Origin of the sequence: Microcystis sp. M049S2 (assembly GCF_020245625.1) — a bacterium.
Classification (GTDB): Bacteria; Cyanobacteriota; Cyanobacteriia; order Cyanobacteriales; family Microcystaceae; genus Microcystis; species Microcystis ichthyoblabe_A.
Genome location: NZ_JADBUN010000054.1, coordinates 19,009 through 45,403 on the forward strand (window position 1 = coordinate 19,009; position 26,395 = coordinate 45,403).

At 42.4% G+C, this 26,395-nt stretch carries 25 protein-coding genes; 13 read left to right on the forward strand and 12 right to left on the reverse strand.

Annotated elements, in window-relative coordinates:
• Nucleotides 1–267: 267 nt before the first annotated feature.
• Complete coding sequence (gene purL, locus IM496_RS04600; protein ID WP_287661352.1) at nt 268–2,538, reverse strand: phosphoribosylformylglycinamidine synthase subunit PurL; 2,271 nt, start codon at nt 2,536–2,538, stop codon at nt 268–270.
• Nucleotides 2,539–3,007: 469 nt separating this feature from the next.
• Here purL and IM496_RS04605 point away from each other — a divergent pair, with 469 nt between their 5' ends.
• From IM496_RS04605 to IM496_RS04620, 4 genes are all read left to right on the forward strand, one after another.
• On the forward strand, nt 3,008–4,597 hold the full coding sequence (locus IM496_RS04605; protein WP_287661353.1) for a hypothetical protein: 1,590 nt from the start codon (nt 3,008–3,010) through the stop codon (nt 4,595–4,597).
• A 106-nt stretch (nt 4,598–4,703) separates the two neighbouring features.
• Nucleotides 4,704–5,342, forward strand: coding sequence for a DUF2834 domain-containing protein (locus IM496_RS04610; RefSeq protein ID WP_194018073.1), 639 nt, complete (start codon nt 4,704–4,706; stop codon nt 5,340–5,342).
• A gap of 153 nt (nt 5,343–5,495) precedes the next feature.
• Complete coding sequence (locus IM496_RS04615; RefSeq protein ID WP_002733401.1) at nt 5,496–5,789, forward strand: hypothetical protein; 294 nt, start codon at nt 5,496–5,498, stop codon at nt 5,787–5,789.
• Between the two features lie 2 nt (nt 5,790–5,791).
• Nucleotides 5,792–6,310 (forward strand): low molecular weight protein-tyrosine-phosphatase, encoded by a 519-nt coding sequence (locus IM496_RS04620; RefSeq protein ID WP_194018075.1) that lies wholly within the window; start codon nt 5,792–5,794, stop codon nt 6,308–6,310.
• Nucleotides 6,311–6,324: 14 nt separating this feature from the next.
• Here the strand turns inward: IM496_RS04620 and IM496_RS04625 are convergent, their stop codons facing one another.
• Entirely contained in the window at nt 6,325–6,981 is a 657-nt protein-coding gene (locus tag IM496_RS04625) for a response regulator transcription factor (RefSeq protein ID WP_002742402.1), read from the reverse strand.
• Nucleotides 6,982–7,202: 221 nt separating this feature from the next.
• Here IM496_RS04625 and IM496_RS04630 point away from each other — a divergent pair, with 221 nt between their 5' ends.
• Both IM496_RS04630 and IM496_RS04635 read left to right on the forward strand, forming a co-directional pair.
• The gene (locus IM496_RS04630; protein WP_194015018.1) at nt 7,203–8,318 is read left to right on the forward strand and encodes a branched-chain amino acid ABC transporter permease; all 1,116 of its coding nucleotides are present in this window, start codon (nt 7,203–7,205) and stop codon (nt 8,316–8,318) included.
• A gap of 274 nt (nt 8,319–8,592) precedes the next feature.
• Nucleotides 8,593–9,345: an ABC transporter ATP-binding protein gene (locus IM496_RS04635; RefSeq protein ID WP_287661354.1), complete on the forward strand. Its 753-nt coding sequence runs from the start codon at nt 8,593–8,595 to the stop codon at nt 9,343–9,345.
• On the opposite strand, the gene hisH is transcribed toward IM496_RS04635, so the two are convergent.
• From hisH to IM496_RS04665, 6 genes are all read right to left on the reverse strand, one after another.
• Nucleotides 9,334–9,972, reverse strand: coding sequence for an imidazole glycerol phosphate synthase subunit HisH (gene hisH, locus IM496_RS04640; RefSeq protein WP_002752387.1), 639 nt, complete (start codon nt 9,970–9,972; stop codon nt 9,334–9,336). The two genes, IM496_RS04635 and hisH, sit on opposite strands and share 12 nt — an antisense overlap.
• Before the next feature lie 281 nt (nt 9,973–10,253).
• Complete coding sequence (locus IM496_RS04645; RefSeq protein ID WP_194015020.1) at nt 10,254–11,294, reverse strand: sulfate/molybdate ABC transporter ATP-binding protein; 1,041 nt, start codon at nt 11,292–11,294, stop codon at nt 10,254–10,256.
• 15 nt (nt 11,295–11,309) lie between these two features.
• Entirely contained in the window at nt 11,310–12,152 is an 843-nt protein-coding gene (gene cysW / locus IM496_RS04650; RefSeq protein ID WP_002802588.1) for a sulfate ABC transporter permease subunit CysW, read from the reverse strand.
• Nucleotides 12,153–12,192: 40 nt separating this feature from the next.
• Entirely contained in the window at nt 12,193–13,035 is an 843-nt protein-coding gene (gene cysT, locus IM496_RS04655; protein ID WP_002797970.1) for a sulfate ABC transporter permease subunit CysT, read from the reverse strand.
• A gap of 19 nt (nt 13,036–13,054) precedes the next feature.
• Complete coding sequence (locus IM496_RS04660) at nt 13,055–13,396, reverse strand: NIL domain-containing protein (protein ID WP_002802587.1); 342 nt, start codon at nt 13,394–13,396, stop codon at nt 13,055–13,057.
• A gap of 11 nt (nt 13,397–13,407) precedes the next feature.
• Entirely contained in the window at nt 13,408–14,451 is a 1,044-nt protein-coding gene (locus tag IM496_RS04665; RefSeq protein WP_104397306.1) for a sulfate ABC transporter substrate-binding protein, read from the reverse strand.
• Nucleotides 14,452–14,621: 170 nt separating this feature from the next.
• Here IM496_RS04665 and IM496_RS04670 point away from each other — a divergent pair, with 170 nt between their 5' ends.
• Nucleotides 14,622–15,401: a Crp/Fnr family transcriptional regulator gene (locus IM496_RS04670; RefSeq protein WP_104397307.1), complete on the forward strand. Its 780-nt coding sequence runs from the start codon at nt 14,622–14,624 to the stop codon at nt 15,399–15,401.
• A gap of 19 nt (nt 15,402–15,420) precedes the next feature.
• Here IM496_RS04670 and rnc read toward each other — a convergent pair whose 3' ends face one another.
• Complete coding sequence (gene rnc / locus IM496_RS04675; protein WP_002774091.1) at nt 15,421–16,098, reverse strand: ribonuclease III; 678 nt, start codon at nt 16,096–16,098, stop codon at nt 15,421–15,423.
• A 58-nt stretch (nt 16,099–16,156) separates the two neighbouring features.
• Here rnc and IM496_RS04680 point away from each other — a divergent pair, with 58 nt between their 5' ends.
• The 4 genes from IM496_RS04680 (at nt 16,157) to ppsA (ending at nt 22,138) form a co-directional block, all read left to right on the forward strand.
• Entirely contained in the window at nt 16,157–16,723 is a 567-nt protein-coding gene (locus IM496_RS04680) for a hypothetical protein (RefSeq protein ID WP_287661355.1), read from the forward strand.
• A gap of 830 nt (nt 16,724–17,553) precedes the next feature.
• Nucleotides 17,554–19,002, forward strand: a complete 1,449-nt coding sequence (locus IM496_RS04685) for a M16 family metallopeptidase (RefSeq protein ID WP_287661358.1) — start codon at nt 17,554–17,556, stop codon at nt 19,000–19,002.
• Nucleotides 19,003–19,075: 73 nt separating this feature from the next.
• A complete protein-coding gene (locus IM496_RS04690; protein ID WP_287661360.1) occupies nt 19,076–19,330 on the forward strand; it encodes a UPF0175 family protein in 255 nt (84 codons plus the stop codon).
• 366 nt (nt 19,331–19,696) lie between these two features.
• On the forward strand, nt 19,697–22,138 hold the full coding sequence (gene ppsA / locus IM496_RS04695) for a phosphoenolpyruvate synthase (protein ID WP_002751914.1): 2,442 nt from the start codon (nt 19,697–19,699) through the stop codon (nt 22,136–22,138).
• A 191-nt stretch (nt 22,139–22,329) separates the two neighbouring features.
• On the opposite strand, the gene IM496_RS04700 is transcribed toward ppsA, so the two are convergent.
• The 3 genes from IM496_RS04700 to folD form a co-directional block, all read right to left on the reverse strand.
• Nucleotides 22,330–22,662, reverse strand: coding sequence for a hypothetical protein (locus IM496_RS04700; protein WP_002748057.1), 333 nt, complete (start codon nt 22,660–22,662; stop codon nt 22,330–22,332).
• Nucleotides 22,663–22,883: 221 nt separating this feature from the next.
• Nucleotides 22,884–23,894: a hypothetical protein gene (locus IM496_RS04705; RefSeq protein ID WP_287661362.1), complete on the reverse strand. Its 1,011-nt coding sequence runs from the start codon at nt 23,892–23,894 to the stop codon at nt 22,884–22,886.
• Nucleotides 23,895–24,161: 267 nt separating this feature from the next.
• Entirely contained in the window at nt 24,162–25,019 is an 858-nt protein-coding gene (gene folD, locus IM496_RS04710) for a bifunctional methylenetetrahydrofolate dehydrogenase/methenyltetrahydrofolate cyclohydrolase FolD (protein WP_287661364.1), read from the reverse strand.
• An 89-nt stretch (nt 25,020–25,108) separates the two neighbouring features.
• Between folD and IM496_RS04715 the strand changes: the two genes are divergently transcribed.
• Both IM496_RS04715 and IM496_RS04720 read left to right on the forward strand, forming a co-directional pair.
• Nucleotides 25,109–25,807 (forward strand): OB-fold nucleic acid binding domain protein, encoded by a 699-nt coding sequence (locus tag IM496_RS04715; RefSeq protein WP_287661366.1) that lies wholly within the window; start codon nt 25,109–25,111, stop codon nt 25,805–25,807.
• A gap of 134 nt (nt 25,808–25,941) precedes the next feature.
• The gene (locus tag IM496_RS04720) at nt 25,942–26,361 is read left to right on the forward strand and encodes an NUDIX hydrolase (protein WP_287661368.1); all 420 of its coding nucleotides are present in this window, start codon (nt 25,942–25,944) and stop codon (nt 26,359–26,361) included.
• Nucleotides 26,362–26,395: the final 34 nt, after the last annotated feature.

Below are 26,395 nucleotides of genomic sequence, written 5' to 3' on the forward strand. Positions count from 1 at the left end.
TTAACTTATCTTAATCTCTTTTTAACACCTTATTTATGGGGATTTGAGGGATGGGGATTTGGGGGATGGGGAACAGTTATCAGGTGTTGGGTTTTGGGGTTTTAGGGTGTTAGGGTTTTGGGGTTTTGGGGTTTTGGGGTGTTAGGGTTTTGGGGTTTTAGGGTTTTAGCTGAAATTCCCCATTTCCCCATTTCCCCATTTCCCCATTTCCCCATTTCCCCATTTCCCCATTTCCTCACTCCCGACGACCGACTCCTGTTTCCTTCCCTAAAGCCTTCTTTCGATCGCTTTTGACCAAACTTGCTGTATAGTTTCTAGACTAACATCGATCGCCGGTTGTTTATCCCGGTCAAAAATCCGAAGATTATCGCTTTTTTCGCTAACTTTGCCGGTTATTTGCCAATAGTCTCCTAATTGTGTCTTTAGGTATTCTTCCCAATCTTGCCGATTTTCGGGGGAAACGGAGACAATAATGCAACTAGCTAACTCTCCGAATAACACCGCGTCAAAACGGCCCTGATGCTGCCAAGAAAGGTCAATTTCCGCCCCTAACTGCCCACTAACACAGCATTCTGCCAGAGCAGTGGCTAAACCTCCCTCCGCGCAATCGTGGGCAGATTTCACCCAACCGGCGCGAATTCCCTGACGACAGGCCGCTTGTACCTTTCTTTCTAACTCAAAATCAATTACCGGCGGTTTTCCCGTCACCAAACCGTGAATAACGGCTAAATATTCCGATGCGCCGATAGTTGGCAAAGAGAAACCCAAAATATAGATTAAATCCCCCGCTTTTTGCCAACCTTGCCCGCAAATTTGCCCGATATCCGGCACTAATCCCACCATACCAATCACGGGAGTCGGATAAATAGACTGGGGGCTGCCAGCTGCGTCAACGGTTTCGTTGTACAAAGAGACATTACCCCCAGTCACTGGTGTATTCATTTCCCGACAAGCTTCGGCAATACCCTGACAAGCAGTGGCTAATTGCCAATAACCGATTGAATTCTCTGGACTTCCGAAATTGAGATTATCCGTGACAGCAATGGGGTCAGCACCAACACAGCTAAGGTTTCTGGCCGCTTCCGCCACGGCCAACTTAGCTCCGTTATAGGGATCAAGATAAACATATCGCGGATTACAATCTGTAGTCGCCGCTACACCTCGCCGAGAATTTGCGGGATTAGCACCCAGAGGACGCACGCGAATCACGGCCGCATCGGCCCCCCCGGGGAGAATAACGGTGTTATTCTGGACTTGATGATCATATTGACGATAAATCCAGCGTTTTGAAGCAATCGAGGGACTATCCAGCAGTTTTAATAAAATCTCGTTATAGGATTCGGGAATAGGAATAGTAGCATCTTCCCATAATTGAGCTTTTTGGGCGTATTCCGGCGGTTCTGTTAGTAATTCCCGATGATAAATCGGAGTATTATCCGCTAGGGCCGTGGCAGGAATTTCGGCGGCAATTTCCCCTTTAAATAATATACGGACGATCGGTTCTGCAATTACCTGGCCAGCGACCACAGCCTGAAGTCCCCAACGATGGAAAATCTCGATTAATTCGCCTTCTCGTCCCGATTCTGCCACAAATAACATTCTTTCTTGGGATTCCGATAGCAGATATTCGTAGGGAACCATCCCGGTTTCCCGGACGGGGATTTTATCGAGATCTAATTCAATTCCCACCCCTCCCTTGGCTGCCATCTCGGAGGTAGAACAGGTGATCCCAGCAGCCCCCATATCCTGGGCCGCCACCACCGCGCCGGTCTTAAATGCCTCTAAACAAGCTTCTATCAGGGATTTTTCCAGAAAAGGGTCGCCCACTTGCACCGCGGGCCGGTCATCCATAGATTTATCGGTTAATTCGGCACTGGCAAAACTCGCCCCTCCCATACCGTCGCGGCCGGTGGTAGAACCAACGTATAAAACCGGGTTTCCCAGTCCTTTTGCCCCGGATTTAACGATTTCCTCGGTTTCCATTAGCCCTAAAGCCATGGCATTAACGAGGGGATTGCCATTGTAGGCATTATCAAAGTATATCTCACCGCCCACCGTGGGAACGCCGACACTATTGCCATAATGACTTATTCCTTCCACGACTCCGGCAAAAATGCGACGATTGCGGGCATCTTGCAAGTTACCAAAACGAAGGGAGTTGAGGATAGCAATAGGACGGGCCCCCATGGTAAAAATATCCCGCAGGATGCCTCCGACTCCAGTAGCGGCACCTTGGAACGGTTCCACCGCAGAAGGATGATTATGGGACTCGATTTTAAAGGCTAATCGCAATCCATCGCCTAAATCCACTACTCCGGCATTTTCTCCCGGTCCGACGAGAATTTTTTCGCCAGTGGTGGGGAATTGTTTGAGCAGCGGACGGGAGTTTTTATAACAACAGTGTTCCGACCACATCACGCCAAACATTCCTAATTCGGCTTTGTTGGGGTGTCTTCCCAGTCTTTTGACTATTTCTTCGTATTCTTCGGGTTTGATGCCTTCTGAGGCAATTTCTGCGGCAGTGAAGGGGGTAGTCATGGGACAATGCGATCGAGGGACAAGATTTATTGTATAACGTCTGATGAGATCGAGTTACAATGCCTAGTAAAGGACAGAAAAGTTAAAAGGGTTGCGCTAGTAAAGTTAAGCTAAAGACATAAGTAGGTAGGCGTTAAAAGTTGTCAGATCACCCCCCTTATCAAGGGGAGATCCCCCCGCCTATCGGCACCCCCCTTATCAAGGGGAGATCCCCCCGCCTATCGGCACCCCCCTTATCAAGGGGGGCAGGGGGGATCGAACCTAAAATCCATTTTTAATTTAATTATAACCAGCTACTTAACTGCTTAACTGAATCTGCTGGGATGCTATCACAGAATAGAAGACTACATCTATTAATTGCTGAGGCGGAACTAAGTTTAACTGCTCTTTTTTCACTACTTCTATCGTTTTTGGTTCAAAAAATTAGGCGTTTTCGGTTTACCATAGTCAAAGTGTGCTTTCTAGACCGATGACTTTGACTAAAACCCCCGTGAGCAGAAACCGTCGTTTTTCCCCGCGCAATCTCTTTGAGACTTGCATGGCCCTATTGGTGTTATGTAATTATATTCTGGTTATTTTCGATTTAACCTATATTCCCCTGCGAGATTTTTGGTTACAGGGACGCTTGCAAATAACCTTATTAAGATTTAATGAACCAATACAACTCGGGCCGATTGCCTTTCAAGAATTACAAATACCTCCCGACAAACCCCTAGAAATTCCCTTTGTTAAAGGAATCGCTAATTATGATGTGGTGAAAGGAATTAAACCCTATCGCAGTACCAGTGAATATTTAGAGACGGTTGATAAACTCAATCAAATAATTAATCAAAAGGTCTTTAACCCAGAGTTTAATCTGCAAGAATATCGCCAAGAGATTGAGAAAATTTTAGAAAATTTGCGCCAAAAAAGTGTCAATATGGTCGATAATAATCCCTTTGCCTCTGCCGAGAAAACTGGGACTTTAGAGAAGATTAAAAATAAAATGCGCTTGCGGGTTTTTAAAACGGAAAATGTTTCCGCAAAAGCAGCCTTTCAGAAGTTTTGGACTTGGGATTATCTTAGTCAAAATTGGGAAAAAGAGTTGAAATTTTTCAATCAAGAAATTCAACCTTTAATAGAAACTAATTATTTTCGTCCTCTAGGAGAAGATGGGAGACCGATAGATAACTTTGAGGCGATCGATTTTTTCTTTGGTACCATCTTTTTCTGGGAATTTATGCTGAGAACTTGGTGGATTGCTCGCACTCATAAAGGCCTGCGTTGGCGCGAGGCTATGTTATGGCGATGGTATGATATTTTTCTGTTTGTTCCTATCTGGAGATGGTTGCGATTTATTCCTACCGTTATTCGCCTAGATCAAGTTAAAATTATTAACTTAAGGTTGATTAAAGAACAGGCAGTTAAAGGCTTAGTTGCGCTAATTTCTAAAGATATTACTGAGATAATTTTCCTGAGAATTATTAATAAAATTCAGGAATATATTCGACGAGGACAAGTGGAAAAATTTATTGATCGATCCCTTAATGGTGGATATAATAATCTCAATGATACTAATGAAGTTATCGAAATTTTTCGGTTAGTAGTTAATAGCACTGTTGACAAGGTTTTACCGCAAGTTAAACCAGAAGCAGAAGCTTTAATTAAATACAATATCGAGAAAATTTTCAGTCAAACTCCCGCTTATCAAAGCTTATTGCGATTACCCGGCATGAAAGGGTTAAAAACTGACTTGAGCAATCGCCTATCTAGTCAATTGTATCAATCTTTTGTTAATATAGCTGACAAGATCACCCAAGAAGACGAAGTTTTTGAGCGTTTATTGCAGCAATTAGTCCAGCGTTTCGGGCAATCTCTCGCCGGGGAATTACAATCCCGTCACAGTTTAGAAAGAATCGAGATGTTATTAATTATCTTCCTAGAAGAAGTCAAATTAAACTATGTACAAGAATTCTCGGATGAAGACTTAGAAACTATCCTCGAACAAACTCGCTTACTCCACTCTCAAAGTTCAGAAATTACCCTAGGAGAAACCATGAATCCTCGTCGTCTTCCCTAAAAATTAGTGATCATTGATTAGGTAATCTTGCTTGATCTTTTGATCACTTTTCTACTAAAATATCTGCTGGACTCCCATTACTCAATTAACCTAATTATCTACTCCCATGTTAACAAAAATTATTCTCGGTTTACTTTGGTTAGGCTTCGGATTATACGCTTTTTTACTAGCACCACCCGATCAACCAGATACAATAAATTTAATTATCAATCTTTCCACTGGTAAATGGCAAGATATCAACCCGTTAATTATCGCTATTTTTAACCTGATGGGAATTTGGCCACTCATCTACACTAGCCTTTTAATTATCGATGGTCGTGACCAAAAAATCATCGCTTGGCCCTTTGCTTTTGCCTCCTTTGCTGTGGGAGCTTTCGCTATTTTACCCTATCTAACTCTCCGTCAACCTAACAGCAATTTTACTGGTAAAAAAAATCTGGTCATTAAACTTTTAGACTCACCTTTGTTAGGAGTAATTGCCCTAATTACTGCGACAATTTTAATCGCTTACGGATTAATTAACGGCAATTGGTTCGATTTTTGGTATCAGTGGCAAACTAGCCGTTTTATTCATGTTATGAGTTTAGATTTCTGTCTTTTAACCCTATTATGTCCAATTTTGCTGCAAGATGATCTAACGCGACGAGGATTAAAAAATCCTTTCCTGTTGCCAGTAATTTCCCTTTTGCCTCTAATCGGTCCGGCAATTTATTTAATTATTCGTCCTCGCTTAGGGGAGAATTAAGGGTAAATTGCCTTGGGGAAACTCGGCCTAGTTATCAGTTGTTTTTTAACGATTTCTTGACAAGAGAAGTTCATATTTAACAGAAATTATGCTGAGGTTCCCCTAAAATATGAGGAAAGAGATTAATGTCCAGATTAGAAGGAGTGTTTAACCTTGTTAGAGAGTCAAAAACCACCTCGGATTTACTGCTTTCAAGCTGATTATCTTGCCTCCCAACAATTTAACCCCCAAGAGATTCCCGCTTGGTTATCCTTAGAGGTAAACTGGCAGGGTTATAGAATTCATACCCTACCCTGGGTAGCAGACGTAGCTAGGGTATTAGGATTATTAGCGATCGAAGATACTCCCCAAGGGTGGCAAGATTATTTAGAAAGCTTGGGATTAGCCAAAATTAGGTTAATGGACAGCGAGGAGTTTTTTGAGGATAAATCTTTATCGGGATGTTAGAAATGCCCTATAATTGGCAATTTAGTGATGATTCTACCAGTCAATTTATGCCTTATAAACTACTCTTCGTCTGTTTAGGAAATATCTGTCGTTCTCCCGCTGCAGAGAATATCATGACTTATCTAATTGAACAAGAAGGATTAAGCAATAAAATCCTCTGTGATTCTGCGGGGACTGCTGGTTATCATATCGGTTCTCCTCCTGATTCTCGCATGAATACGGCGGCCAAAAAACGCGGTATTCCTCTGCAAGGGACAGCTAGACAATTTACCCGCGAGGATTTCGAGAATTTTGATCTAATCCTAGCCATGGATAAAGCTAATTATCAAGATATTTTATCCCTAGATCGGACAGGAAAATATCAAGAAAAGGTCAAGTTAATGTGTGACTATGCTCGTTATCACCCAGAAAAAGAAGTTCCCGATCCCTACTACGGTGGCCGTGAAGGTTTTGACCGCGTAATCGAGCTACTTTTAGACTCCTGTGGCAGTCTTTTAGAGGAAGTAAAAAACAAAATTTAAGTTTTTTCTTCCAGCTAATCGATTAATCTATGTTCGAGGGAAAAACGAACCAATTCGGCGCGATTGTTAGTAGTTGTTTTTCTGAGTAAACTGCTAACATATTTCTCGATCGTGCGAGAACTAAGATGCAGTTTTTGTCCAATTTCACTGTTAGAAAGTCCCCGGGCTAAATGTTCTAACACTTCCCGCTCGCGATTAGTTAACTTAAAATCGTCCTGTAAAGAAGAAGTTAAAACATCCCTAGTTTTGGGGCTTTCTTCTGGTTTTAATTTCTGATATTGACGTTCACTTTGCACCATTTGTGATCGCTCTAAAAGATTGCGAATAACTGCTTTTAATTCCTCCATCTCAAAAGGTTTAGGAAGATAGATATCACAACCCACTTGATAACCGCGGATTCTTTCCTCTGTTGACCCTCTTTCGGTTAAAAAAATTACTGGTAATAACCTAAATTCTGGCTGTTGCCGCACCTTAGTCACCAAAGAATAACCGTCTAAACGCGGCATTTTGATATCCGATACCAAAAGATGGGGATGATAGGTATCCAATAAATTTAAAGCTTCCAAACCATTACTCGCCGCTACCACACTATAACCTGCTAATTCTAAATAGTCTTTGACCGCTAGGCGGATACCGGGGTCATCATCGGCAATTAGAATCAAAAGAGGCATAGAAATTAACAGGACAAGGTTTTTTCGTTATTAATAGCCTAGCACCCTCCGCTCGTCACAATTGTCCATCAAGCTACAGAGGCCGTTTTAACTGATATTATACTAGCAGTTAGCTATCAGCCTTTTCAGTGATCAGATGTGATTTTTCAGCTTTTTTCTACCCATCTCCCCACTCCCCCACTCCCCCACTCCCCCAACCCGTTTTTTACTTTTTACTTAAGATGACAGATTATTTAGTTTCCCTGACAATTTGGGCGGGTATTTACGCGATTTTTGCCCTCGGTTTAAATCTACAATGGGGATTTACAGGCTTAATTAACTTTGGTCACGTTGCTTTTGCCACTTTAGGGGCTTATACCACGGTTTTATTGACTTTACAAGGTGTACCGATGATTTTTGCCGCTATTGTCGGGGCGACCCTAGGGGCATTGTTGGGATTAGCCATCGGTTTTTCCACCCTGAGATTAAGAGCCGATTATCTAGCGATTGTCACCATCGGGGTGTCTGAGTTAATTCGTTTGCTGGTGCTTAACGAGGATTGGTTAACGAAGGGCAGTTTCGGACTACAACGTTATCCGCTACCTTTGGATATAAATCCCAGTTTTCCCGTCAAATTATTAATTATTGCCCTGTTTACCCTGCTTGCTATCTTTGCTCTCTGGCAATTGGGGCGCAATCTGCAACGACAATGGCGAGAAGCGGGGCAAATTAGCGGGAAAAGCTATCAACCGACGCAAAAGAGAGCTTTAATCTTTTGGGGGTTGTTAGGGGCGATAATCCTGCTTTTTCTGTATATAAACGGTGTAATTGCCTTGAATGACTATAATTACAAAGCCGGGCTGATGGTGGTAGTTTTAGTCCTCCTCGCTCTCGTTTATACTGGTTTAGAATTACTTTTGCGATCGCCTTGGGGACGCATCCTCAAAGCGATTCGGGAAGATGAAGAAATTCCCCGGGCTTTAGGAAAAAATGTCTTTTGGTATAAGTTACAATCTTTGATGTTAGGCGGTGCGATTGCTGGTTTAGCCGGGGCTTTTTTAGCATGGCAATTAACCACTATTTACCCGACTAATTTTGAACCGTTATTGACTTTTAACGCTTGGATTATTATCATTCTCGGTGGCTCTGGTAGTAATGCCGGCACCTTACTAGGATCAATAATTTTCTGGGCTTACGATTCCCTGACTCGCTTTATTCTACCCCAATTAGATATTTTTAATGATAGCCAATTAGGGGCTTTAAGGATTATGATTATCGGTCTGCTGCTCATGGTTTTAATGATCTGGCGACCCCAGGGTATCCTCGGCAAAAAAGAGGAGTTAACTTTAGGAAAATAATTTCAGTTATCAGTTATCAGTTATCAGTTATCAGTTATCAGTTATCAGTTATCAGTTATCAGTTAACGGTGATTAGATTTGAATATTAAGTGAACAGTATTAAATAGCAGTTTTCTAAGGACTTAAGCAAAATTAATTACACATTTAAATAATCCTATTGCAAGAGTGCCTATTGCCTGTCTCAACTAAGAAATTTATTTCCCACGACTACTTACTGTCTTTTCACTGATTACTGTTTAATGTTTACTGATAACTGATGTTTATCTGATCAATTATGTTACTTTCTGCCAAAGGATTATCGAAAAGTTTTGGGGGCATTCGCGCCGTCAATAATGCTTATTTGGAGGTGCCGCAGGGCAGCATCACCGGGTTAATCGGACCAAATGGAGCCGGCAAAACTACACTTTTTAACCTTTTATCTAATTTTATTCGCCCGGATAAAGGGGAAGTTTTTCTTGATGGTCAGCCCATTCATCAGCTGCCTCCCTATCAAATTGCCCTAAAAGGATGTGTAAGAACTTTTCAAGTAGCAAGGGTATTATCCCGATTAACGGTGTTAGAAAATATGCTCTTAGCTAGTCCTGGACAAACGGGCGAAAATTTTCTCAAAGTCTGGTTTCAGGGGGCAAAAATTCGCCAACAGGAACAGGAAAATCGTGCCAAAGCTTTGGACATATTAGATTCGATCGGTCTGGGGGAAAAAGCGCAGGATTATGCGGGGGCGTTATCGGGAGGACAGCGGAAATTATTAGAGATTGGCCGAGCGCTAATGACCGAGCCAAAATTAATTTTATTAGATGAACCGGCCGCCGGAGTTAATCCCACTTTAATCGGTCAAATCAGCGACCATATTATCGAGTGGAATCGTCAGGGAATTACCTTTTTAATTATCGAGCATAATATGGATGTGATTATGTCCCTTTGTCACCACGTTTGGGTATTAGCAGAAGGGACAAATTTAGCCGATGGCATTCCCAGCGAAATCCAAAAAAACGAGCGGGTTTTAAAGGCTTATTTAGGAGACTAAAGCTAATTTTTGCACCTGTTCAACAAAGTTAGCCAGAATTTTTAAGCCATTAGTCGAGGATTTTTCCGGGTGAAACTGCACCGCCACCAAACGCTCACGAGCGATCGCTGCTGTCACCGTTTGACTGCCGTGGGTGACGGTGGCGGCAGTTAGATGACTATCAAGGGGATCGACATAATAGGAATGGACAAAATAGACGTGAGGGTGCGGGGGTAATCCCTGCCAAAGAGCATGATCCGGCTGGGTGAAGTCTAATTGATTCCAACCCATGTGGGGAATGGTAATGCCTGGTTCCGAGCGAAAACGGCGCACTGTCCCCGGAATAACCCCTAAACCCGCCTCTTGACCTTCCTCTGATGAGTCAAAAAGAATTTGTAAACCGAGACAGATACCGAGAAAGGGTTTACCATTAGCGATCGCCGCTTTGATCGGTTTTTCGAGATGACGGCTGCGAATTTGCCGGACAGCAGGATCAAAAGAACCGACTCCGGGTAAGACAATAGCGTCAGCTTTTTCGAGATCGAGGGGAGAATCGGTAATTTTTGGCACTGCACCCACGGTTTCCAGTCCTTTACAGGCAGAGTGCAGATTTCCCATGTCGTAATCGATGACAGCGATTAAGGTCATTGCTATATACTGATTGGGCGATGACCTTATTTTAGAGCAATCACACTACTAAATTAGCCCTTGACTCAAAAGTTGTTAAATGGGATTTGAACCCGCAACGGGCTGCTTACAAAGCAGCCCTGCATAATTGATAAAACCCTTTTCCCAAACACAGGGCCATCTCAATCCCTGACAATCGCTTTCGCCAGAATTACAGCCAGCAGAGAGATTGTCTTCCCTAGTCGATGAACATCTGGTTAAACTTCATCTTGATGAGAAAAGCTGTAACACAACTAAAGTTTTTAAATTGAATAATCGATAACTTTCTCACTTTTATTGTCAAAATCAGTGAGTAAGGTCGCTTTTCTCGGTTTTAAATGTACCGTTTGTTCTGGTTGTAACTGTAATTGCTTGTATTCCTCTCGATTGAGATAAGCTACCACCATTTCCCCATCGGCTAACATTAATTCTACTTGTATTTCCCAGCCTAAATGAATAACTCTTTTTACCACTGCCCAACTATTCAACCCATCTTGACTGGGCATAATTTCCAGATCGTGGGGACGGATAAAAACGGTGGAATTATGCCCCTGATGATGTCCATTTCCTAATCCTGCTAAACTGGGTAAGATATTCACTTCCCCAATAAATTGCATCACAAAAGGTGTGGCTGGATGATCGTAAATTTCGGCGGGAGAACCCACCTGTTCAATTTTACCATGATTCATCACGACAATCGTATCGGCCACTTCCATTGCTTCCTCTTGATCGTGGGTAACAAAAACACTGGTAACGTGAACTTCTTCGTGTAAATTTCTCAGCCATACCCTTAATTCTTTTCTAACTTTTGCATCTAAAGCTCCAAAGGGTTCATCTAATAATAATACATTTGGTTGAATGGCTAAAGCGCGGGCTAAAGCTACTCTTTGCCGTTGTCCTCCCGATAATTGGGCGGGATAGCGATCGCCTAATCCTTGTAATTGAATTAATTCTAATAGTTCCTCAACTTTTTTCTTAATTACTGGTGATTTTTGCTGGCGAATTTCTAGACCAAAAGCAATATTTTGACGGACAGTCAAATGTTTAAATAGGGCATAATGTTGGAAAACAAAGCCGATATTTCTCCGCCTAGGATCAAGATGAGTGGTATCTTGTCCGTTAATGATAATTGCGCCACTGTCGGGACTTTCTAATCCCGCAATTGAACGTAATAAGGTGGATTTTCCCGATCCCGATGGTCCGAGGAGGGCGACTAATTTGCCTTCAGGAATGGTTAAACTTATATTATCTAAAGCTTGAAAATTGCCGAAACGTTTAGAAACTTGCTGGATAGTAATACTCATTTAGGTTAATTGTAGTTAGGTCGTGTGAATTTTGTGGGCGGTTTTACGTTCGAGAATTTCTTTGATAATTAAAGTAACTCCTGCTAGTAAGGCGAGAATAGCCGCCGCACTAAAAGCAGCAGGGGTGAGATAATTTTTATAAGCCTGTTCTACGAAAATTGGCAGGGTGGCAGTTCTCCCTAAAATACTGCCAGAAACCACAGAAACCGCCCCAAATTCTCCCATCGCCCGGGCATTAGTTAACAGCACTCCGTACATCAACCCCCAACGAATATTGGGTAAAGTGACGCGCCAGAAAATCTGCCAATCATTTGCCCCTAAAGTGCGCCCCGCTTCCTCTTGTTCTAAGCCAATTTCTTCTAAGACTGGGATAACTTCTCTAGCGACAAAAGGCATAGTAACAAATATAGTTGCTAATACCATTCCGGGTAAAGCAAAAAGTATTTTTATACTGAAAAGTTCTAAAAAAGAACCTAACCAACCATTGCGCCCATAGAGCAGTACAATCATTAAACCCGCTACCACGGGAGAAACTGCAAAAGGTAAGTCAATTAAACTAATTAATAAAGTTTTGCCACGAAATTGATTGCGAGCAATTACCCAAGCGGCACAAAGTCCGAAAATTGTGTTTAAAGGTACAGTAATTAGGGCAATAATTACTGTTAATCTTACCGCTTCGATAAAGTCAGAAGTTCCCGCCGCTTCCAAAAAAGCTTGGAATCCATTGCGAAAAGCATAGTAAAATACTGCCGCTGCTGGAATAAATAATAATAGTGCCAGATAGACAAGAGCGATGATAATTAGTAGGGGTTTGTAATCCCGCTCTTTCGGTTTAGTTGATTTTTTTAGACTCAGCATTTTGATCTGTCTCCGGTTATACTCTAATGTTTTTTACCCTTTACTTAACTCTGTATTTTTGCCCCCATTGCTGCAGGAAATTAATTACTACTAACATGAACAAAGAAACCAGCAATAAAACCATGCCGATTACTGTAGCCCCCGTGTAATCATATTCCTCTAGTCTTTGGAAGATTAAAACTGGGGCAATTAAATCCTTAAAGGGAATATTAGATGAGATAATAACTACAGAACCATATTCACCGATCGCTCTGGCAAAACCGAGGGCAACTCCTGTTAAAATAGCGGGTAGTATTGTGGGAAAAATAACTCGCCAGAAGATTTGCCAAGAGGAAGCACCGAGGGATAAAGCCGCTTCTTCTACCTCTTTTTCCATTTCCTGTAAAACCGGCTGTAAGGTGCGGACAATGAAGGGTAAAGCGATAAATAACATCGCCACAAAAACCCCTAAAATGGTAAAGGATATCTTAATGCCAAAGGGGGCAAAAAATTGACCGAGCCAACCGTTATCACTGTAAACTGTGGCGAGGACTAAACCAGCAACAGAAGTGGGTAAAGCAAAGGGCAAATCCACACAAGCATCGACAATTTTTTTACCCGGGAATCGATAACGCACTAACACCCAAGCGATAATAGTGCCAAAAACTCCGTCAATTAATCCAGCGATTAGGGAAGTAAAAAAAGTGACTTGGTAAGCGGATAAAGAAATCGGTAAAGTGGCAACACGCCAAAATTCAGCAAAACCAAGAGTTAGGGATTTAGCAAATAGTGCCGCTGCTGGTAAAACCAACAAAACCACTAGATAACTAATGGTAATTACCCAAGGAATAGAAACTTTTTTCAGGGGTTGACTGGGAGATAAAGATAATTGTGGGTTAGCCATTGTTAATTATTTTTAGAGATTACCAATTGTCCGCTTCTTCAAGAACTTGTGCTGAATCATACCAAACTTCTACATCTAAATCTGCTAGATAGGAAAGGGCATTTTCTATACCTTGAGAGTTGCCTTGTAGTTGTAAATCGAACCAGCCATCTTGATTATTATTGGCAGCTAACAAAGCAGAAAATATATTCACTTTTAGACCAGGAAAAGATCCTAAACGTGCTATGATTGGCTCGTTAATATACTGTTTAGGAACCCGAATTTTTATCCGTCGGGACGTGGGGCGATCAAGTCCCGATTGATCGAGATGTAAATCACTTTGGGGATGATTAATAGTCTGCCATTGAGGTTGATTATCCATGGTTTTTCTCCTTAGGATTTACCAGCTTTAGTCAGAATTTTATCAAACAAGCCTCCATCATCAAAAAATTGCTTTTGTACCTGATCCCAACCGCCTAAATCCTGCACGGTAAAGAGATTTTTTATCTGAGGAAATTTACTCTCAAACTCTTTAACTATAGTCGGTTCAACGGGACGAAAACCAACTTTAGCAAATTCTCTTTGTGCCTCTGGGGTAAATAAAAACTGCACAAAAGCTTCGGCCACTTTTCTCGTACCTTTTTTATCCACATTGGCATCAACAACCGCCACGGGATTATCCACAGAAATGTTATAATCGGTGGGAACAGTATAGGCTAAATTCTCACCTTTTTGGTTAGCGAGAATCATCTCGTTTTCGTAATTAATTAGCACATTTCCCTGACCTTGTTTAAAAAATACATCACTAGATTCGCGAGCATCTCTAGGTAAAACTGGCACATTTTTAAACACTTTTTCGACAAAAGTTTGCGCTGCTTGTTCACTGCCTCCCGCTTGCGTCACCGAACCCCAAAGAGCGAGAAAATTCCAGCGCGCTCCGCCGGAAGTCTTGGGATTAGCGGTAATAACTTTAATATTATCCTTGGCTAAATCTGACCATTTATTAATTTTAATATTGGCATCGCGAGGGACAAAAGCCACTACAGACTTATGAACAATAGAGTCATTGGGTGCTTCTTTTTCCCAACCGGGTTGAATTAATCCCGCTTGCTCAATTTTCTTGGTATCCAAAGCTAAAGCCAACGCTACCACATCCGCTTCTAAACCATCGATAACGGCGCGAGTTTGGGAACCGGAACCACCATAACTCTGTTCAAAAGTTACTTTTTGCCCCGTTTTTTCTTGCCATTTCTCGACAAATTTGGGAATGATTTTTTCGTAGGCACTTTGGGTGACAGCATAGGAAACAAGTGTCACAGTCACGGGTTTTTGGCTGTCATTGCCGCTATTGGTGGGGGATGGGGTGCAAGATACCAGCATTCCCCCCGTCAGGACAGTTGCCACGAGTAGGGATAAACAAGACTGGGATGACTGCATCGGCGGCGCTCCTAAGATTTACTCTGAGGTTGTATCTGTTTTCAGGCGTGTTTTAATCCTACAGCACGGGAAACAAAATTTCAATACATTTATAAAACAAATTGGGAATAAGGCGATAACAAGGGAAACTGTGAGAAGATAAAATCAGTGCTACATCTAGGTTTGAGACTATGGGCAAGAGCGTCAAAGCCAAAAAAACAACCCTCCTACAACAACTGATTAACCAGAGTTTTCTTTTTCGCGGACTAGAGGAAGCTTGGTTAAGTCACTATCTCGATGCCGACAATCTCAAGTTAGAGACGCTATTTTCCAATCGTCCCGTCTATACGGCTTTTCTACCCGATGAATTTCTAGATGTTTTGTATGTGATTTTGAATGAGGGTGTAATCGTCGTCCGCAGCACCCCCCTCGACCGGATTATTGCCATTACCTACCCCGGTGGCTGTTTTGGCATGAGGAGTTTACCCTTTAGTTATGGTTTAGCCAGTCGCGCCTTTCCCTGTTTGGTGGAATCCTATAAAACCACCCACGTCCTGAAAATTCCCTTATCGGCGCTAGAAAAGATTTACAACGATAACGAAAGTTTTCGTCAACGGTACTGTTTTTTATTTGAATTACAGCAAAAATTCGAGTATCATCTGCTTAATTGCAGTAGCTATCCACCCCAAGCTGTAGCCACTTTACTCAGAGCCTTAATCTATCAAGAAAGAGAATTAGGCAGTCAACCAGATGCCGAAAATATCTATACTTTTGATCTATCCGTCGATATGATTGCTCGCGCTTGTCAACTCAATCAACGCACCGTCGAACAGGTATTAAAAGGATTGCAAAACGTGGGATTAATTGCCTCAGAATCGACGGGGGATTTAATTCGCGTACTGGATGCCGAGGGTTTAAAAGAAGTTTACAGTGCCACCAGGGATAAAGTTAATTGGTGGCCCCTAAGATAAGTAGGTTTGGCCTTATTTATTATTGCCATTGACAGCGCTTTAAGGCATCTTCGGCAGCCGCTTTGGTGGCATCCTGTTTCCGTTTACCTTTACCTGTACCGTAGAGAAGATGATTAACCCGCACTTCGGCAGTAAATTCCCTAGCGTGGGGCGGTCCTGTCACATCAATGATCGCATATTCTGGATTAGAGGCAAAATTGGCTAGGGCCCACTGTTGAAAGAGATTTTTAGCATCGATAAAAGATGGCGATTCCGATTGTTGAGAGACTAAATGAGAGGCTACAGGGATAAAAAGCCCGTGCAGATAGTTTTTAACCGCATTTAACCCCGAATCTAGATAATAAGCCCCAATTATCGCTTCAAAAGTGTCCGCTAATAGGGTAGGATTTGATCGCCCCCGATCTTTAATTGCCCCCTTGCCTAAACGCATTAACTCCCCCAGGCCGATTTCGATGCCTAATTGCGCTAATTGTTCTTCTTTGACCAAATTTGACCGCAAACGAGTTAATTCGGCCTCGTTCATGGCGGGATATTTTTGATACAAAAGTTCGCCCACCAAAAAAGCCAAAATCGCATCGCCCAAAAATTCTAGGCGCTCGTTATTTTCCGTCAATTCCGACTGTTCGTTGACATAGGAACGATGGGTTAAAGCTTGGGTGAGAAGGAGAGCATTTTGAAAAGGAGGCAAACAAGACATTACAGAAATGATCAAGTCAAGAGCATTTCTTATCTTAATCTGACCCCACCCCGAATAGATGAGACGAACGATCCTTTTTTTACTGTTTTTTCCAGCTAGTTTAGGCATAATCTCCCAAATCTTCTCACCGGAAAACCTATCCGCTGCTATTCTTGCCCTAGGTACCCTGGTGATGTGTATGGAACAGGCACGCATGGCAGCGGTGGACTTGGCAGAAATTGCCCAATTTCAGCAAAAAACCAGCGATCCTCGCCTCGATCGCTTTTTTATGGTTACAATTAGTACAATTGTTTTAGAATTAGCGGGCTTTTATGTGGCTGCCCTCTGGATAGGATGGGGAGCTTTAATAGTTTTAGTCAGTCAAATTTGGTTTCATTGTTTAGCCAAGATTCAACTGCAGCCAACCACGGAAAAAATTATTGACCATGGCATAGGGCCACGTTTACCCATCTTACTCGCTGACGGAATCGGGATAATCTTCGTGGCTTTCTGGTTAGCCAAAATCGCTCCCCTAATTATGGCCATAACTTTAACGACAATGTTATTAATCTACGGCTCTATTAAGTATCTTTTCAGAACTGGGGAGGGGAGAGAAAGGAACCTCCAGAGTCTGCAATCCCTATAAATGGCTGCTCAGAGACTCTGACGCAGTTTAAACCCACATTCCGCACCCTCAACTGTCACATAAGCTGTCCCCCTCCAGAGACTTGAGTAAAAATACTTAGCTGGTGAAGGTTTTCTCGGTGGCCGCTAGGGGGTCTTGAGACCCCTAATTATGAAAAAATAGGAATTGTTGGAAAACTTAGGCGAGTGGACTGTTCGACTAAGCTGTTCGTAATTTAAATTGCTTGTTGAGACGAGGCAAAAGGCAAGAGGCAACAGTAAAGGGATTGAGGGAAGTTCGGCTAATCTAAGAATAACCGGTTTAAATGCGTCTTAGCTTATCCGCATCGCTTGATTGAGCAACGTCCAATAGAAAAAAATAAATAAAGCTTTTTTGGCAATAAGTAAGAGGTTGAGCTTGACTTATATTGACAAATAAGTTAAGGCCATGGCCTAGGAGAATCCAAGAATATCAGCGCGTCGATGGTTCGAGTCTCTGTAAAAGCTAGTTCGAGAGTTTGAATGCTCAGAGCGCTGCCAGAGCAGCAATGCCGACCTCTAGTTTAGAATGGGTTTGTAGGGGGAACGAAAAATACTCAAGAATCTGATTGAAATTGGTAGTGCTAAACAAGTAATGATAAATCCAAAGAGGAATTATAGTGATAGATAAAATACTATATCTCCCCGATCCGTAGGGAATTTTGGACAATTAGGCATGGCGGAGAGACACTTGATTTTTAGCGACTATTCTATCATCATTACTTCTTGAGGACTACCGTAAAAAGCAAAAAGCGGCCAGGTTTGCCTTTTGCTCCCTCTTATCTATTCCTCTCAATAATTTTGACTCAAATCATGAAAAAACGCTTACAATGGCTAGGTTTAATCATTATCACCCTGATGGGTGTCCTCGCTTTTCGTTCCCCGGCAATTGCCCAAACCCCACGACATTTTACCGATTTAACTTTTCCTCCCCTTCCTGAAGTTACAGTTCCAAAATACGAACGCTATCAACTAGATAATGGTATGGTGGTTTATTTAGTGGAGGATCGGAACTTACCTTTAGTGAGTGGTACGGCGATGATTCGGACGGGAGGAAGATTAGAATCCGAGGAAAAAGTCGGATTAGCCGATATTACTGGAACCGTGCTGCGTAGTGGTGGCACAGAAAAACATTCTTCTAATGTCTTAAATCAGTTATTAGAACAAAGAGCAGCCCTAGTAGAAACCTCGATCGATCTTAACAATGGAACTGCTAGTTTTAGCGCCCTTAGTGAAGATTTAGAAACAGTTTTTAATCTCTTTGCCGAGGTTTTGCGTTCCCCAGCTTTTGAAAACCAGAGGGTGGAATTAGCCAAAGTTCAGGAAAAAGGAGCAATTGCCCGACGTAATGATGATCCCGATGATATTGCTAGTCGGGAGTTTAAAAAGCTAGTCTATGGTGATAATAGCCCCTACGCTCGTACTGTAGAATATAGCACTTTAGCTAATATTGACCGTCAGGATTTAATCGATTTTTATCGTACCTATGTCCGTCCCGACCAAATAATTTTAGGAATTGTCGGTGATTTTGATTCTCCGTCGATGAAAGCATTAATCAATAAGACTTTTGGCGATTGGAAAAATCCCGCCACTACCCCTAAAATTGTCACCCCTTCTGCAACCCAAAAAAATCTTCAAGGTGTCTTTGTTGTCAATCAACCCCAATTAACCCAGAGTACGGTTTTATTAGGCCATCTTGGTGGTCGTTTGGATAGTCCTGACTATCCCGCTTTAACGGTATTAAATGAGATTTTAAGCGGTTTTGGTGGTCGTTTATTTAATGAAGTGCGCTCCCGTCAAGGATTAGCTTATTCTGTCTATGGTGTCTGGAATAGTCGTTATGATTATCCCGGTTTATTTATTGCCGGAGGTCAAACTCGCACCGATGCTACCGTACCTTTTATTAAGGCAATTTTAGGCGAAATCGAGCGCCTTCGCAATCAACCCGTAACCGCAAAAGAATTGGCAGATGCTAAAAATGCTATTCTCAATTCTTTTGTTTTTAAGTTTGAGAAACCTGGTCAAAATTTATCGCGATTGATGACTTATGAATACTATGGTTATCCCCAAGATTTTATCTTCCGTTATCAACAAGCGGTAAAAGGGGTGACAATTGCTGATATTCAACGAGTGGCCCAACAATATCTGCAACCGAATCAAATTGTGACTCTAGTAGTGGGTAATGAACAGGAAATTCAACCTCCTTTATCCAGTTTGGGAACTACGGTTAAAACTGTTGATGTCACCATCACACAAATATAAATAAATCTAGGTTGGATGGAGCTAAACTAGGTGAAATCCAACCTAAAAAAATTAGATAAATATAGCAGGAGATATGACTTTACAACTCACAATAAATTATCCTGAAAATTTACCCGACTTTCTTCAAAAAACACGAGAGGAATTCGAGAAAGAAGCAACCTGGGCTATGGTAGTAAAACCCTTTGAGATGAAACATATTTCATCGGGTATGGCTGCCAATTTATTAGGAGTGGATAGGGTTAATTTTTTATTGAGATTGACCAATTTTGGCGTAGGGATGATTGACTTAACAGAAGAAGAACTATTATCAGACCTTGAAAGTGCCTAAAACTGAAGGTGACGTATTGCTAAATTACAGCCCTTCTCATAAAAAAAGTATAACCTAATTTGGTATTGACTCCTGACTGCTGACGACCGACTCCCCAAAAAGAAAACTTCCTATCTCACCATTGAGATAACTGCTGTAACTATTTTGAGATAACTAAGGCTATCATTGAGGAAAGTTACTGTTGAGACTCCTGATTAATTTGTTAATTTTTGTGTTAATTACCTAGACAATCAAACCCTTTAGAGATAGGGTTATCGTGGCTGATTTGGCTATTATATAGTTTTGTAAATAAATATCAAACTCAAGGATTTTTGAAGATGGTATGTAGCTAAACTGAAAGTATAGATTACAGAGGTAAAAATACTTATGATGCTACTACAAGATGTTGCGAGAACCTCTAGAGAACAAGCATTAATTCTGTGGTTTGAAGAAGTAGACAGCAAAGATGTGGGATTAGTCGGTGGGAAAAACTCCTCATTAGGCGAAATGATCCAACAATTAACCCCGAAAGGGATTAATGTCCCCACAGGATTCGCCACCACCGCTTACGCTTACCGTCACTTTGTCGAAAAAGCCGGACTAGACGCACAATTAAGACAAATTTTCCAAGATTTAGACGAAAACGATGTCCAAAACTTGCAAGAAAAAGGTAAACAAGCACGCACATTAATCCTCAATACACCGTTCCCCGATGATTTAAGTCATGCGATCGCTATTGCCTATCGCCGACTCTGTGAACGTTATGGCGATGATCTCTATCATTCCATCGATGTGGCCGTTCGATCGAGCGCCACTGCCGAAGACTTACCAGAAGCGAGTTTTGCTGGACAACAGGAAACCTACCTCAACGTGCAAGGGGTGAGGGGAGTTTTAGAAGCTTGCCATAAATGTTTTGCCTCTTTATTCACCGATCGCGCTATTTCCTACCGTCATCATAACGGTTTCGATCACTTTGCCGTCGCCCTTTCCGTCGGTGTCCAAAAAATGGTGCGTTCGGATCTGGCCACCTCCGGGGTGATGTTCTCCATCGATACGGAAACAGGGTTCAAAAATGCCACTTTAATCACGGCAGCCTACGGTTTAGGGGAAAATGTCGTGCAAGGTGCCGTTAACCCCGACGAATATCTGGTTTTTAAACCCACTCTTAAAAACGGCTACAAACCCATCCTCGACAAACGCCTCGGCAGTAAAGCCATCAAGATGATCTACGATGATGGAGGATCGCGTCTAACCAAGAATATCCGAGTTAACAAGCTAGAACAGGATCAATTCTGCATTAGTGACCAAGAAATCCTTACTTTAGCCCGTTGGACAACCCAAATCGAGGAACATTACTCGCAAGTGCGCGGAACCTACACCCCCATGGACATCGAATGGGCAAAAGATGGGATCACGGGAGAACTCTTTATCGTTCAGGCCCGTCCAGAAACCGTACAATCGCAAAAAGCCGCTAATATCCTTAAATCCTACGAAATTAAAGAAAGAAGTCAAGTTTTAGCGGTGGGACGGAGTGTAGGTGCGGCAATCGGTCAAGGAAAAGCCAGAGTCATCCTCAGTGTAGATAAAATCAACAACTTTAAACCGGGAGAAGTTCTCGTCACCAATCGCACGGATCCCGACTGGGAACCGATTATGAAACAAGCAAGCGCGATCGTGACTAATCAAGGTGGTCGTACTTGCCATGCCGCTATTATCGCACGAGAAATGGGCATTCCGGCGATCGTGGGTTGCAATAATGCCACGGAAACGATTAAAACCGGTCAGGAAGTCACCGTTTGCTGTGCGGAAGGGGATGAAGGGAAAGTTTACCTCGGATTGCTACCCTTTGAAATTCTTGAAACTCCCCTGGACAATTTGCCCCAAACTCGGACAAAAATCCTCATGAATATCGGTAATCCCGAAAAAGCCTTCGCTTTTGCCGATATTCCTGCCCAAGGGGTCGGTTTAGCGCGTCTAGAGTTTATTATCGCTAACCATATTCAGGCCCATCCCAGTGCCTTGCTGAAATTCCACGAATTGGAAGAAGGAGACGTAAAAGACCAAATCGCCGAATTAACCAAACACTACGAGGATAAACCCCAATTTTTCGTCGATAAATTGGCCCGGGGAATTGCCATGATTGCAGCCGCATTCTACCCCAAAGATGTAATTGTGCGGATGTCCGATTTTAAATCCAATGAATACGCTAATTTATTGGGTGGCAAACCCTTTGAACCCAAGGAAGAAAACCCGATGATCGGTTGGCGCGGCGCTTCCCGTTATACTGATCCTAATTATCGCGAGGCTTTCGCTTTGGAATGTCGGGCGCTGAAAATGGTACGGGAAGAAATGGGATTAACTAATGTGATTCCGATGATTCCTTTCTGTCGTACCCCCGAAGAAGGGATGAGAGTCCTCGAAGAAATGGCGAAAAATGGTCTCGAACGCGGGGTTGATGGTTTGCAAGTTTATGTGATGTGTGAGTTACCAAGTAATGTAATTCTTGCTGACCAATTTGCTCAGGTGTTTGACGGATTTTCGATCGGTTCTAATGATTTGACCCAATTAACCTTAGGATTAGATCGGGATTCTGCCCTAGTTGCCCATCTTTTTGATGAACGGAATGAGGGAGTTAAACGCATGGTGAAAATGGCCATTGAAACCGCTAAAGCCCATAATCGCAAAATCGGTATCTGTGGTCAAGCCCCCAGTGATTATCCCGAATTTGCTCAATTTTTAGTGGAATTAGGCATCGATTCTATCAGTCTTAATCCTGATTCTGTCCTCAAAACTTTATTGATGGTGGCAGCAGTGGAGCAAGGACAATAGTTTAGTGATAAAGGTGGGCAAGTCCCACCTTTTTTTGTATTGATATACAGCCTTTCTCATAAATATGGAGTATGACCTAATTTTGTATCGACGACCCACGACCGGCGACCGAATCCCTAAAACGAAAACTTCGTACCTCATCGTTAAGATAACTACTTTAACAAACCTATAACTCAAGATTTTTGTAGTCTTTAAATCCCCGCTAATTGTTGTAATTGCAAGAGAGGAGCAAAGGTATTGATATTAACATTAGTCATCACTGTTTCTTCTCCTGCGGCACATTCATAAACCACATAAGTCCAGATACCTGGATTATCTTCCTCGGCACTTTCTCCCTCATAAAAAGTGATTGTACCGTCATCTTCGCACTCGTAATAAGCGGAATAAACATCCTCCCATTCGCAATCGGAATCATTCATGGTTTCCTGAATTACCGTTAGTACCCCTGCGATGTGATGGGGTTGGGTTTCCACCTGCACTAAACGTTCTTCTTCCCAGATAAAATTATGCAATTCTAGAGTCATATTTCTCCTTAGATATTAACAGATAATTAATTAAAATTTCCAAGAGTGATTAGCATCCTTTAACGCGGCTTTTACCGTTAATAATTGACTGAAATTTTTAAAGAAATAGAGCAAAATAAGATGATAATTTCTTCTAAAGTTAAGGCAAGTTTTTGATTATCACCAGAGGATAAAGAGCTATTCACCAATTGATAACATTCATAGATTTTCAAGAATAATTATTAGTTTTTTAAGAGATGGCGGTACTTTTCTTCGAGATTTTCCGTTGCTTTGGTTAATTTTCCCTTTTCGTCTAGGATGGGTAGTTTCATGATTTCCGATGAAGCTTTAATTAAAAGTAGTACCTCCCGAAACTTGGCCACATCTTCCTCTAGATGGAGATTAAAATTAGCTCCTGACTCCAGTTCAGTTAAACTCTGAATAGCTCTACTATTCAGACTATTAACGAGGTATTGTAACTCCTTAATTCTGCTCTGAACTTGTCCTAAAAAACTCTTACTTTTATCTAATTGAGCTATTTTATTATCCACTTCTTTGGCGTATTCGATAGCTTTACTTAGGGCTTTTTTCCCTTCTCCTCCTAAGACAAAACCACCAATCATTAAAGCAGGTCCGACGGTAATACCTCCTAAAACCACTGTTCCCAAAGCCATACCACCACCACCGGCAGCTAAAGAACCACCTCCTAACCATGCTAGGGTGGCATTCCAAGCGGCTGCCCCACTAAGTCCACTAATTGCTGTTCCTGTACTAGCAGTACCGAAAAGACCAATTAATCCTAGGGTTCCCTGACTGGCTGCCGAAGCGACTCCCACTACTTTTAAACCCCCCACAGCCAAACTTTGCGCGTTTAACACTTCTGCTTTATATTCCTTGAATTGTTCGGCAGAAAATCCCTCAAACCCTTCTGAGAAGCGTTGATGGGATGGGGAGGAATTTTGACCAATTCTTTGACTAATTCTTTGATCAATTCTGCTAATAAACTTAACAAATCTGCCGATAGTGTTGATTTTGACATTAATTTGCAGTTGACCGTATTCTTCCGCGAATTTTTGGGTAGCTTGAAACTTTTTTTCTAGGGATTTGTTGGCTTTTTTGTATCTTTGTTCGGCACTGTTGCCAATTTTTTCCGCCTTTTGTAGCTTGGATACACCATCAGCACCCGCACTAACACCCACACCAGCAGTAACTAAGGCCGCCGCACCAAGAATAATCGGGATAATAAAGATCATGACCGAAAAGCTCCTAGTCTATTCAGTTTTGTAAAATTCTACCAACATAGTTAAAAAAAAATCAAGGATTGTATCGGTAGAATTACGGCTCTCTTGTTCTTTGTGTGATTATTTTAACTTATATAGAAGCGATCAATCTTTGTGTCCTTTGTGTCTTTGTGGTTCGTTCCACGCACTCGCCAGCAAGACTGTATTTTAGAACACATTTTACCCACCAAACCTAAGAGAGCCGAATCACTGAATAGCTGATAGCTGGTAGCTGAGGATTTATAACTTGCGTTCGTAACTTAACAAGGTATTTTTTAATAACATTGCCACCGTCATCGGACCGACACCACCGGGGACAGGAGTAAGATAACTAGCCACTTCTAAAACCCCAGCATAGTCCACATCACCCACCAAACGGTCAGCGACACGATTAATCCCCACATCCACCACCACCGCACCCGGTTTTACCATATCTTTAGTGATTAAATTGGCTTTACCGACCGCAGGTACTAAAATATCGGCACTTCTGGTTATTTCTGCCAGATTTTCCGTGCGCGAGTGAGCAATAGTTACCGTAGCGTTTTCCTCCAATAACATTAAAGCTAAAGGTTTCCCCACTAGAATACTGCGACCCAGCACCACCGCGTGCTTACCAGCTATGGGAATATTATATTCTTTCAGCAGTGCCATGACCCCCGCAGGAGTACAACTGCGAATACAGTCCTCACCTCGCACTAAACCGCCTAAATTGAGAGGATGTAAGCCATCAGCATCTTTTTTCGGGTCAATTTGGTAGAGAAGGGAAACCGCGTCTAAATGCTTAGGTAAAGGTAATTGAATTAAAATCCCGTCCACCCGCTCATCTTGATTGAGACGGACAATTTCCGCTAAAACTTCTAGTTCATTTGTATCGGTTGGAAAATGACGACCAAAAGAGGCCATACCGATTTTAGTACAAGCTTTCTCCTTATTGCGGACATAAACGGCACTAGCGGGATTATCCCCCACCATCAACACCGCTAACCCCGGAGGTCTTCCCATTTGAGATTGTAGCGTCTGGATGCGCTCTCCTAGACCAAGCTGGATTTTTTGAGCTAAGGCTTTCCCGTCGAGAATTTGGCAAGTAGTTACGGACATTCTATGATAATACCGAGAACAAAAATCTTTCGGATCTATTCTATGGTCAAAAAGATTGGCTAATCGCACTCGTTAAGGTTAAAGCAAGAATGTCTATTCAGACTCGTGTAGGGCGCATCGGCAGTTTATTATTATTGCTAGGGTTATTCGGTTGTAGTACCCTTGCTGACCTCGGTATTGCCGTTCCCTACATCGGTGATCCTCCCCTAACAGCGATCGAGCAATTACAGGAAAAACCAAAAGGTGCTTTAGTTTATCTTAGGGGAACTGTCAGCAATTATGCCCCTTTTTTAGCGGGAGGGGCCTATCTTTTGCAGGATGGTTCCGGCAAGATTTGGATTCGCACCAATAGCAATAAATTACCCCGTCAAGGCGAAGAAATCGTCATTAAGGGCAAAATTGACTTTGAGGCTATTCCCCAGGGTTCCCAAAGCGTTAACGAAGTGTATGTGGTGGAATTAGAACAGATGGATGCAGTAGCAGTTAATTCGGTTCCCACTCCTTCCCCGTCCCCAGAAATTAAACCTTCCCCCACCTCGGAAGTTAAACCCCCAGAAAATAATTCTCCCCCAGTCTCCACTAAACCCCTGGAAAATCCCCGACAGGTGACAATTCCCAGCGCAGCTGAAACAAAACCCCCAGAAACTCCCGTCGTTACCCCCGTTAAACCCAATCCCCCCGCGCAACCCGTCGCGGAAGCGATTCCCCCCAAACCCCCCGCAGTGGTTAAACCCATCCCAGATCCCCTCGATGCTTTCTTTTTACCCCATAAACAAAACGAGAAATAGCTAGGGTGTGGGGTGTGGGGTGTGGGGTGTGGGGTGTGGGGTGTGGGGAGAATAAATAAAATAGTCTCCCGTCTCCTGTCTCCTGTCTCCTGTCTCCTGTCTCCTGTCTCCCGATAACTGATAACTGATAACTGATGATATTTGTTGCTTTGGCGATTTTAGAACAGGACGGTCGCTTTTTAATGCAGTTGCGCGACGACATCCCGACGATTCTCTATCCGGGGGTGTGGGGTTTATTTGGTGGTCACTTAGAAGCGGGTGAAAGTCCAGAAATAGGGTTAAAACGAGAGTTAAAAGAAGAAATTAACTACGAAGCCCCTAGTTTACGCTATTTTCGCTCTTATAACGATGATAATCTCTCCCGTTATCTTTATCATGTACCCCTGACCGTGGAATTAGAAAAATTAGTGCAAACAGAAGGGCAAGATTTAGCATTATTACCTCCGGCTGCCATCCGTCAAGGGGAATACTATTCCGAGAAGATTAATCAGACTCGTCCTTTAGGAAAAATTCATCGCCAGATATTGCTCGATTTTATAGAACTAGAATTATAGTGGATACTAGAGCCAGACAAGGAACTCCCTTATC

Excerpts from the sequence above, each read along its gene's own strand:
- purL (WP_287661352.1), bottom strand. The coding sequence starts at position 2,538 with ATGACTACCCCCTTCACTGCCGCAGAAATTGCCTCAGAAGGCATCAAA.
- IM496_RS04715 (WP_287661366.1), top strand. The coding sequence starts at position 25,109 with ATGTCTATTCAGACTCGTGTAGGGCGCATCGGCAGTTTATTATTATTG.
- IM496_RS04620 (WP_194018075.1), top strand. The coding sequence starts at position 5,792 with ATGCCCTATAATTGGCAATTTAGTGATGATTCTACCAGTCAATTTATG.
- IM496_RS04720 (WP_287661368.1), top strand. The coding sequence starts at position 25,942 with ATGATATTTGTTGCTTTGGCGATTTTAGAACAGGACGGTCGCTTTTTA.
- cysT (WP_002797970.1), bottom strand. The coding sequence starts at position 13,035 with ATGGCTAACCCACAATTATCTTTATCTCCCAGTCAACCCCTGAAAAAA.
- rnc (WP_002774091.1), bottom strand. The coding sequence starts at position 16,098 with ATGTCTTGTTTGCCTCCTTTTCAAAATGCTCTCCTTCTCACCCAAGCT.
- IM496_RS04610 (WP_194018073.1), top strand. The coding sequence starts at position 4,704 with ATGTTAACAAAAATTATTCTCGGTTTACTTTGGTTAGGCTTCGGATTA.
- IM496_RS04705 (WP_287661362.1), bottom strand. The coding sequence starts at position 23,894 with ATGATCTTTATTATCCCGATTATTCTTGGTGCGGCGGCCTTAGTTACT.
- IM496_RS04605 (WP_287661353.1), top strand. The coding sequence starts at position 3,008 with ATGACTTTGACTAAAACCCCCGTGAGCAGAAACCGTCGTTTTTCCCCG.
- IM496_RS04685 (WP_287661358.1), top strand. The coding sequence starts at position 17,554 with ATGAAAAAACGCTTACAATGGCTAGGTTTAATCATTATCACCCTGATG.
- hisH (WP_002752387.1), bottom strand. The coding sequence starts at position 9,972 with ATGACCTTAATCGCTGTCATCGATTACGACATGGGAAATCTGCACTCT.
- IM496_RS04660 (WP_002802587.1), bottom strand. The coding sequence starts at position 13,396 with ATGGATAATCAACCTCAATGGCAGACTATTAATCATCCCCAAAGTGAT.
- IM496_RS04690 (WP_287661360.1), top strand. The coding sequence starts at position 19,076 with ATGACTTTACAACTCACAATAAATTATCCTGAAAATTTACCCGACTTT.
- folD (WP_287661364.1), bottom strand. The coding sequence starts at position 25,019 with ATGTCCGTAACTACTTGCCAAATTCTCGACGGGAAAGCCTTAGCTCAA.
- cysW (WP_002802588.1), bottom strand. The coding sequence starts at position 12,152 with ATGCTGAGTCTAAAAAAATCAACTAAACCGAAAGAGCGGGATTACAAA.
- IM496_RS04635 (WP_287661354.1), top strand. The coding sequence starts at position 8,593 with ATGTTACTTTCTGCCAAAGGATTATCGAAAAGTTTTGGGGGCATTCGC.
- ppsA (WP_002751914.1), top strand. The coding sequence starts at position 19,697 with ATGATGCTACTACAAGATGTTGCGAGAACCTCTAGAGAACAAGCATTA.
- IM496_RS04665 (WP_104397306.1), bottom strand. The coding sequence starts at position 14,451 with ATGCAGTCATCCCAGTCTTGTTTATCCCTACTCGTGGCAACTGTCCTG.
- IM496_RS04630 (WP_194015018.1), top strand. The coding sequence starts at position 7,203 with ATGACAGATTATTTAGTTTCCCTGACAATTTGGGCGGGTATTTACGCG.
- IM496_RS04670 (WP_104397307.1), top strand. The coding sequence starts at position 14,622 with ATGGGCAAGAGCGTCAAAGCCAAAAAAACAACCCTCCTACAACAACTG.
- IM496_RS04700 (WP_002748057.1), bottom strand. The coding sequence starts at position 22,662 with ATGACTCTAGAATTGCATAATTTTATCTGGGAAGAAGAACGTTTAGTG.
- IM496_RS04680 (WP_287661355.1), top strand. The coding sequence starts at position 16,157 with ATGAGACGAACGATCCTTTTTTTACTGTTTTTTCCAGCTAGTTTAGGC.
- IM496_RS04645 (WP_194015020.1), bottom strand. The coding sequence starts at position 11,294 with ATGAGTATTACTATCCAGCAAGTTTCTAAACGTTTCGGCAATTTTCAA.
- IM496_RS04625 (WP_002742402.1), bottom strand. The coding sequence starts at position 6,981 with ATGCCTCTTTTGATTCTAATTGCCGATGATGACCCCGGTATCCGCCTA.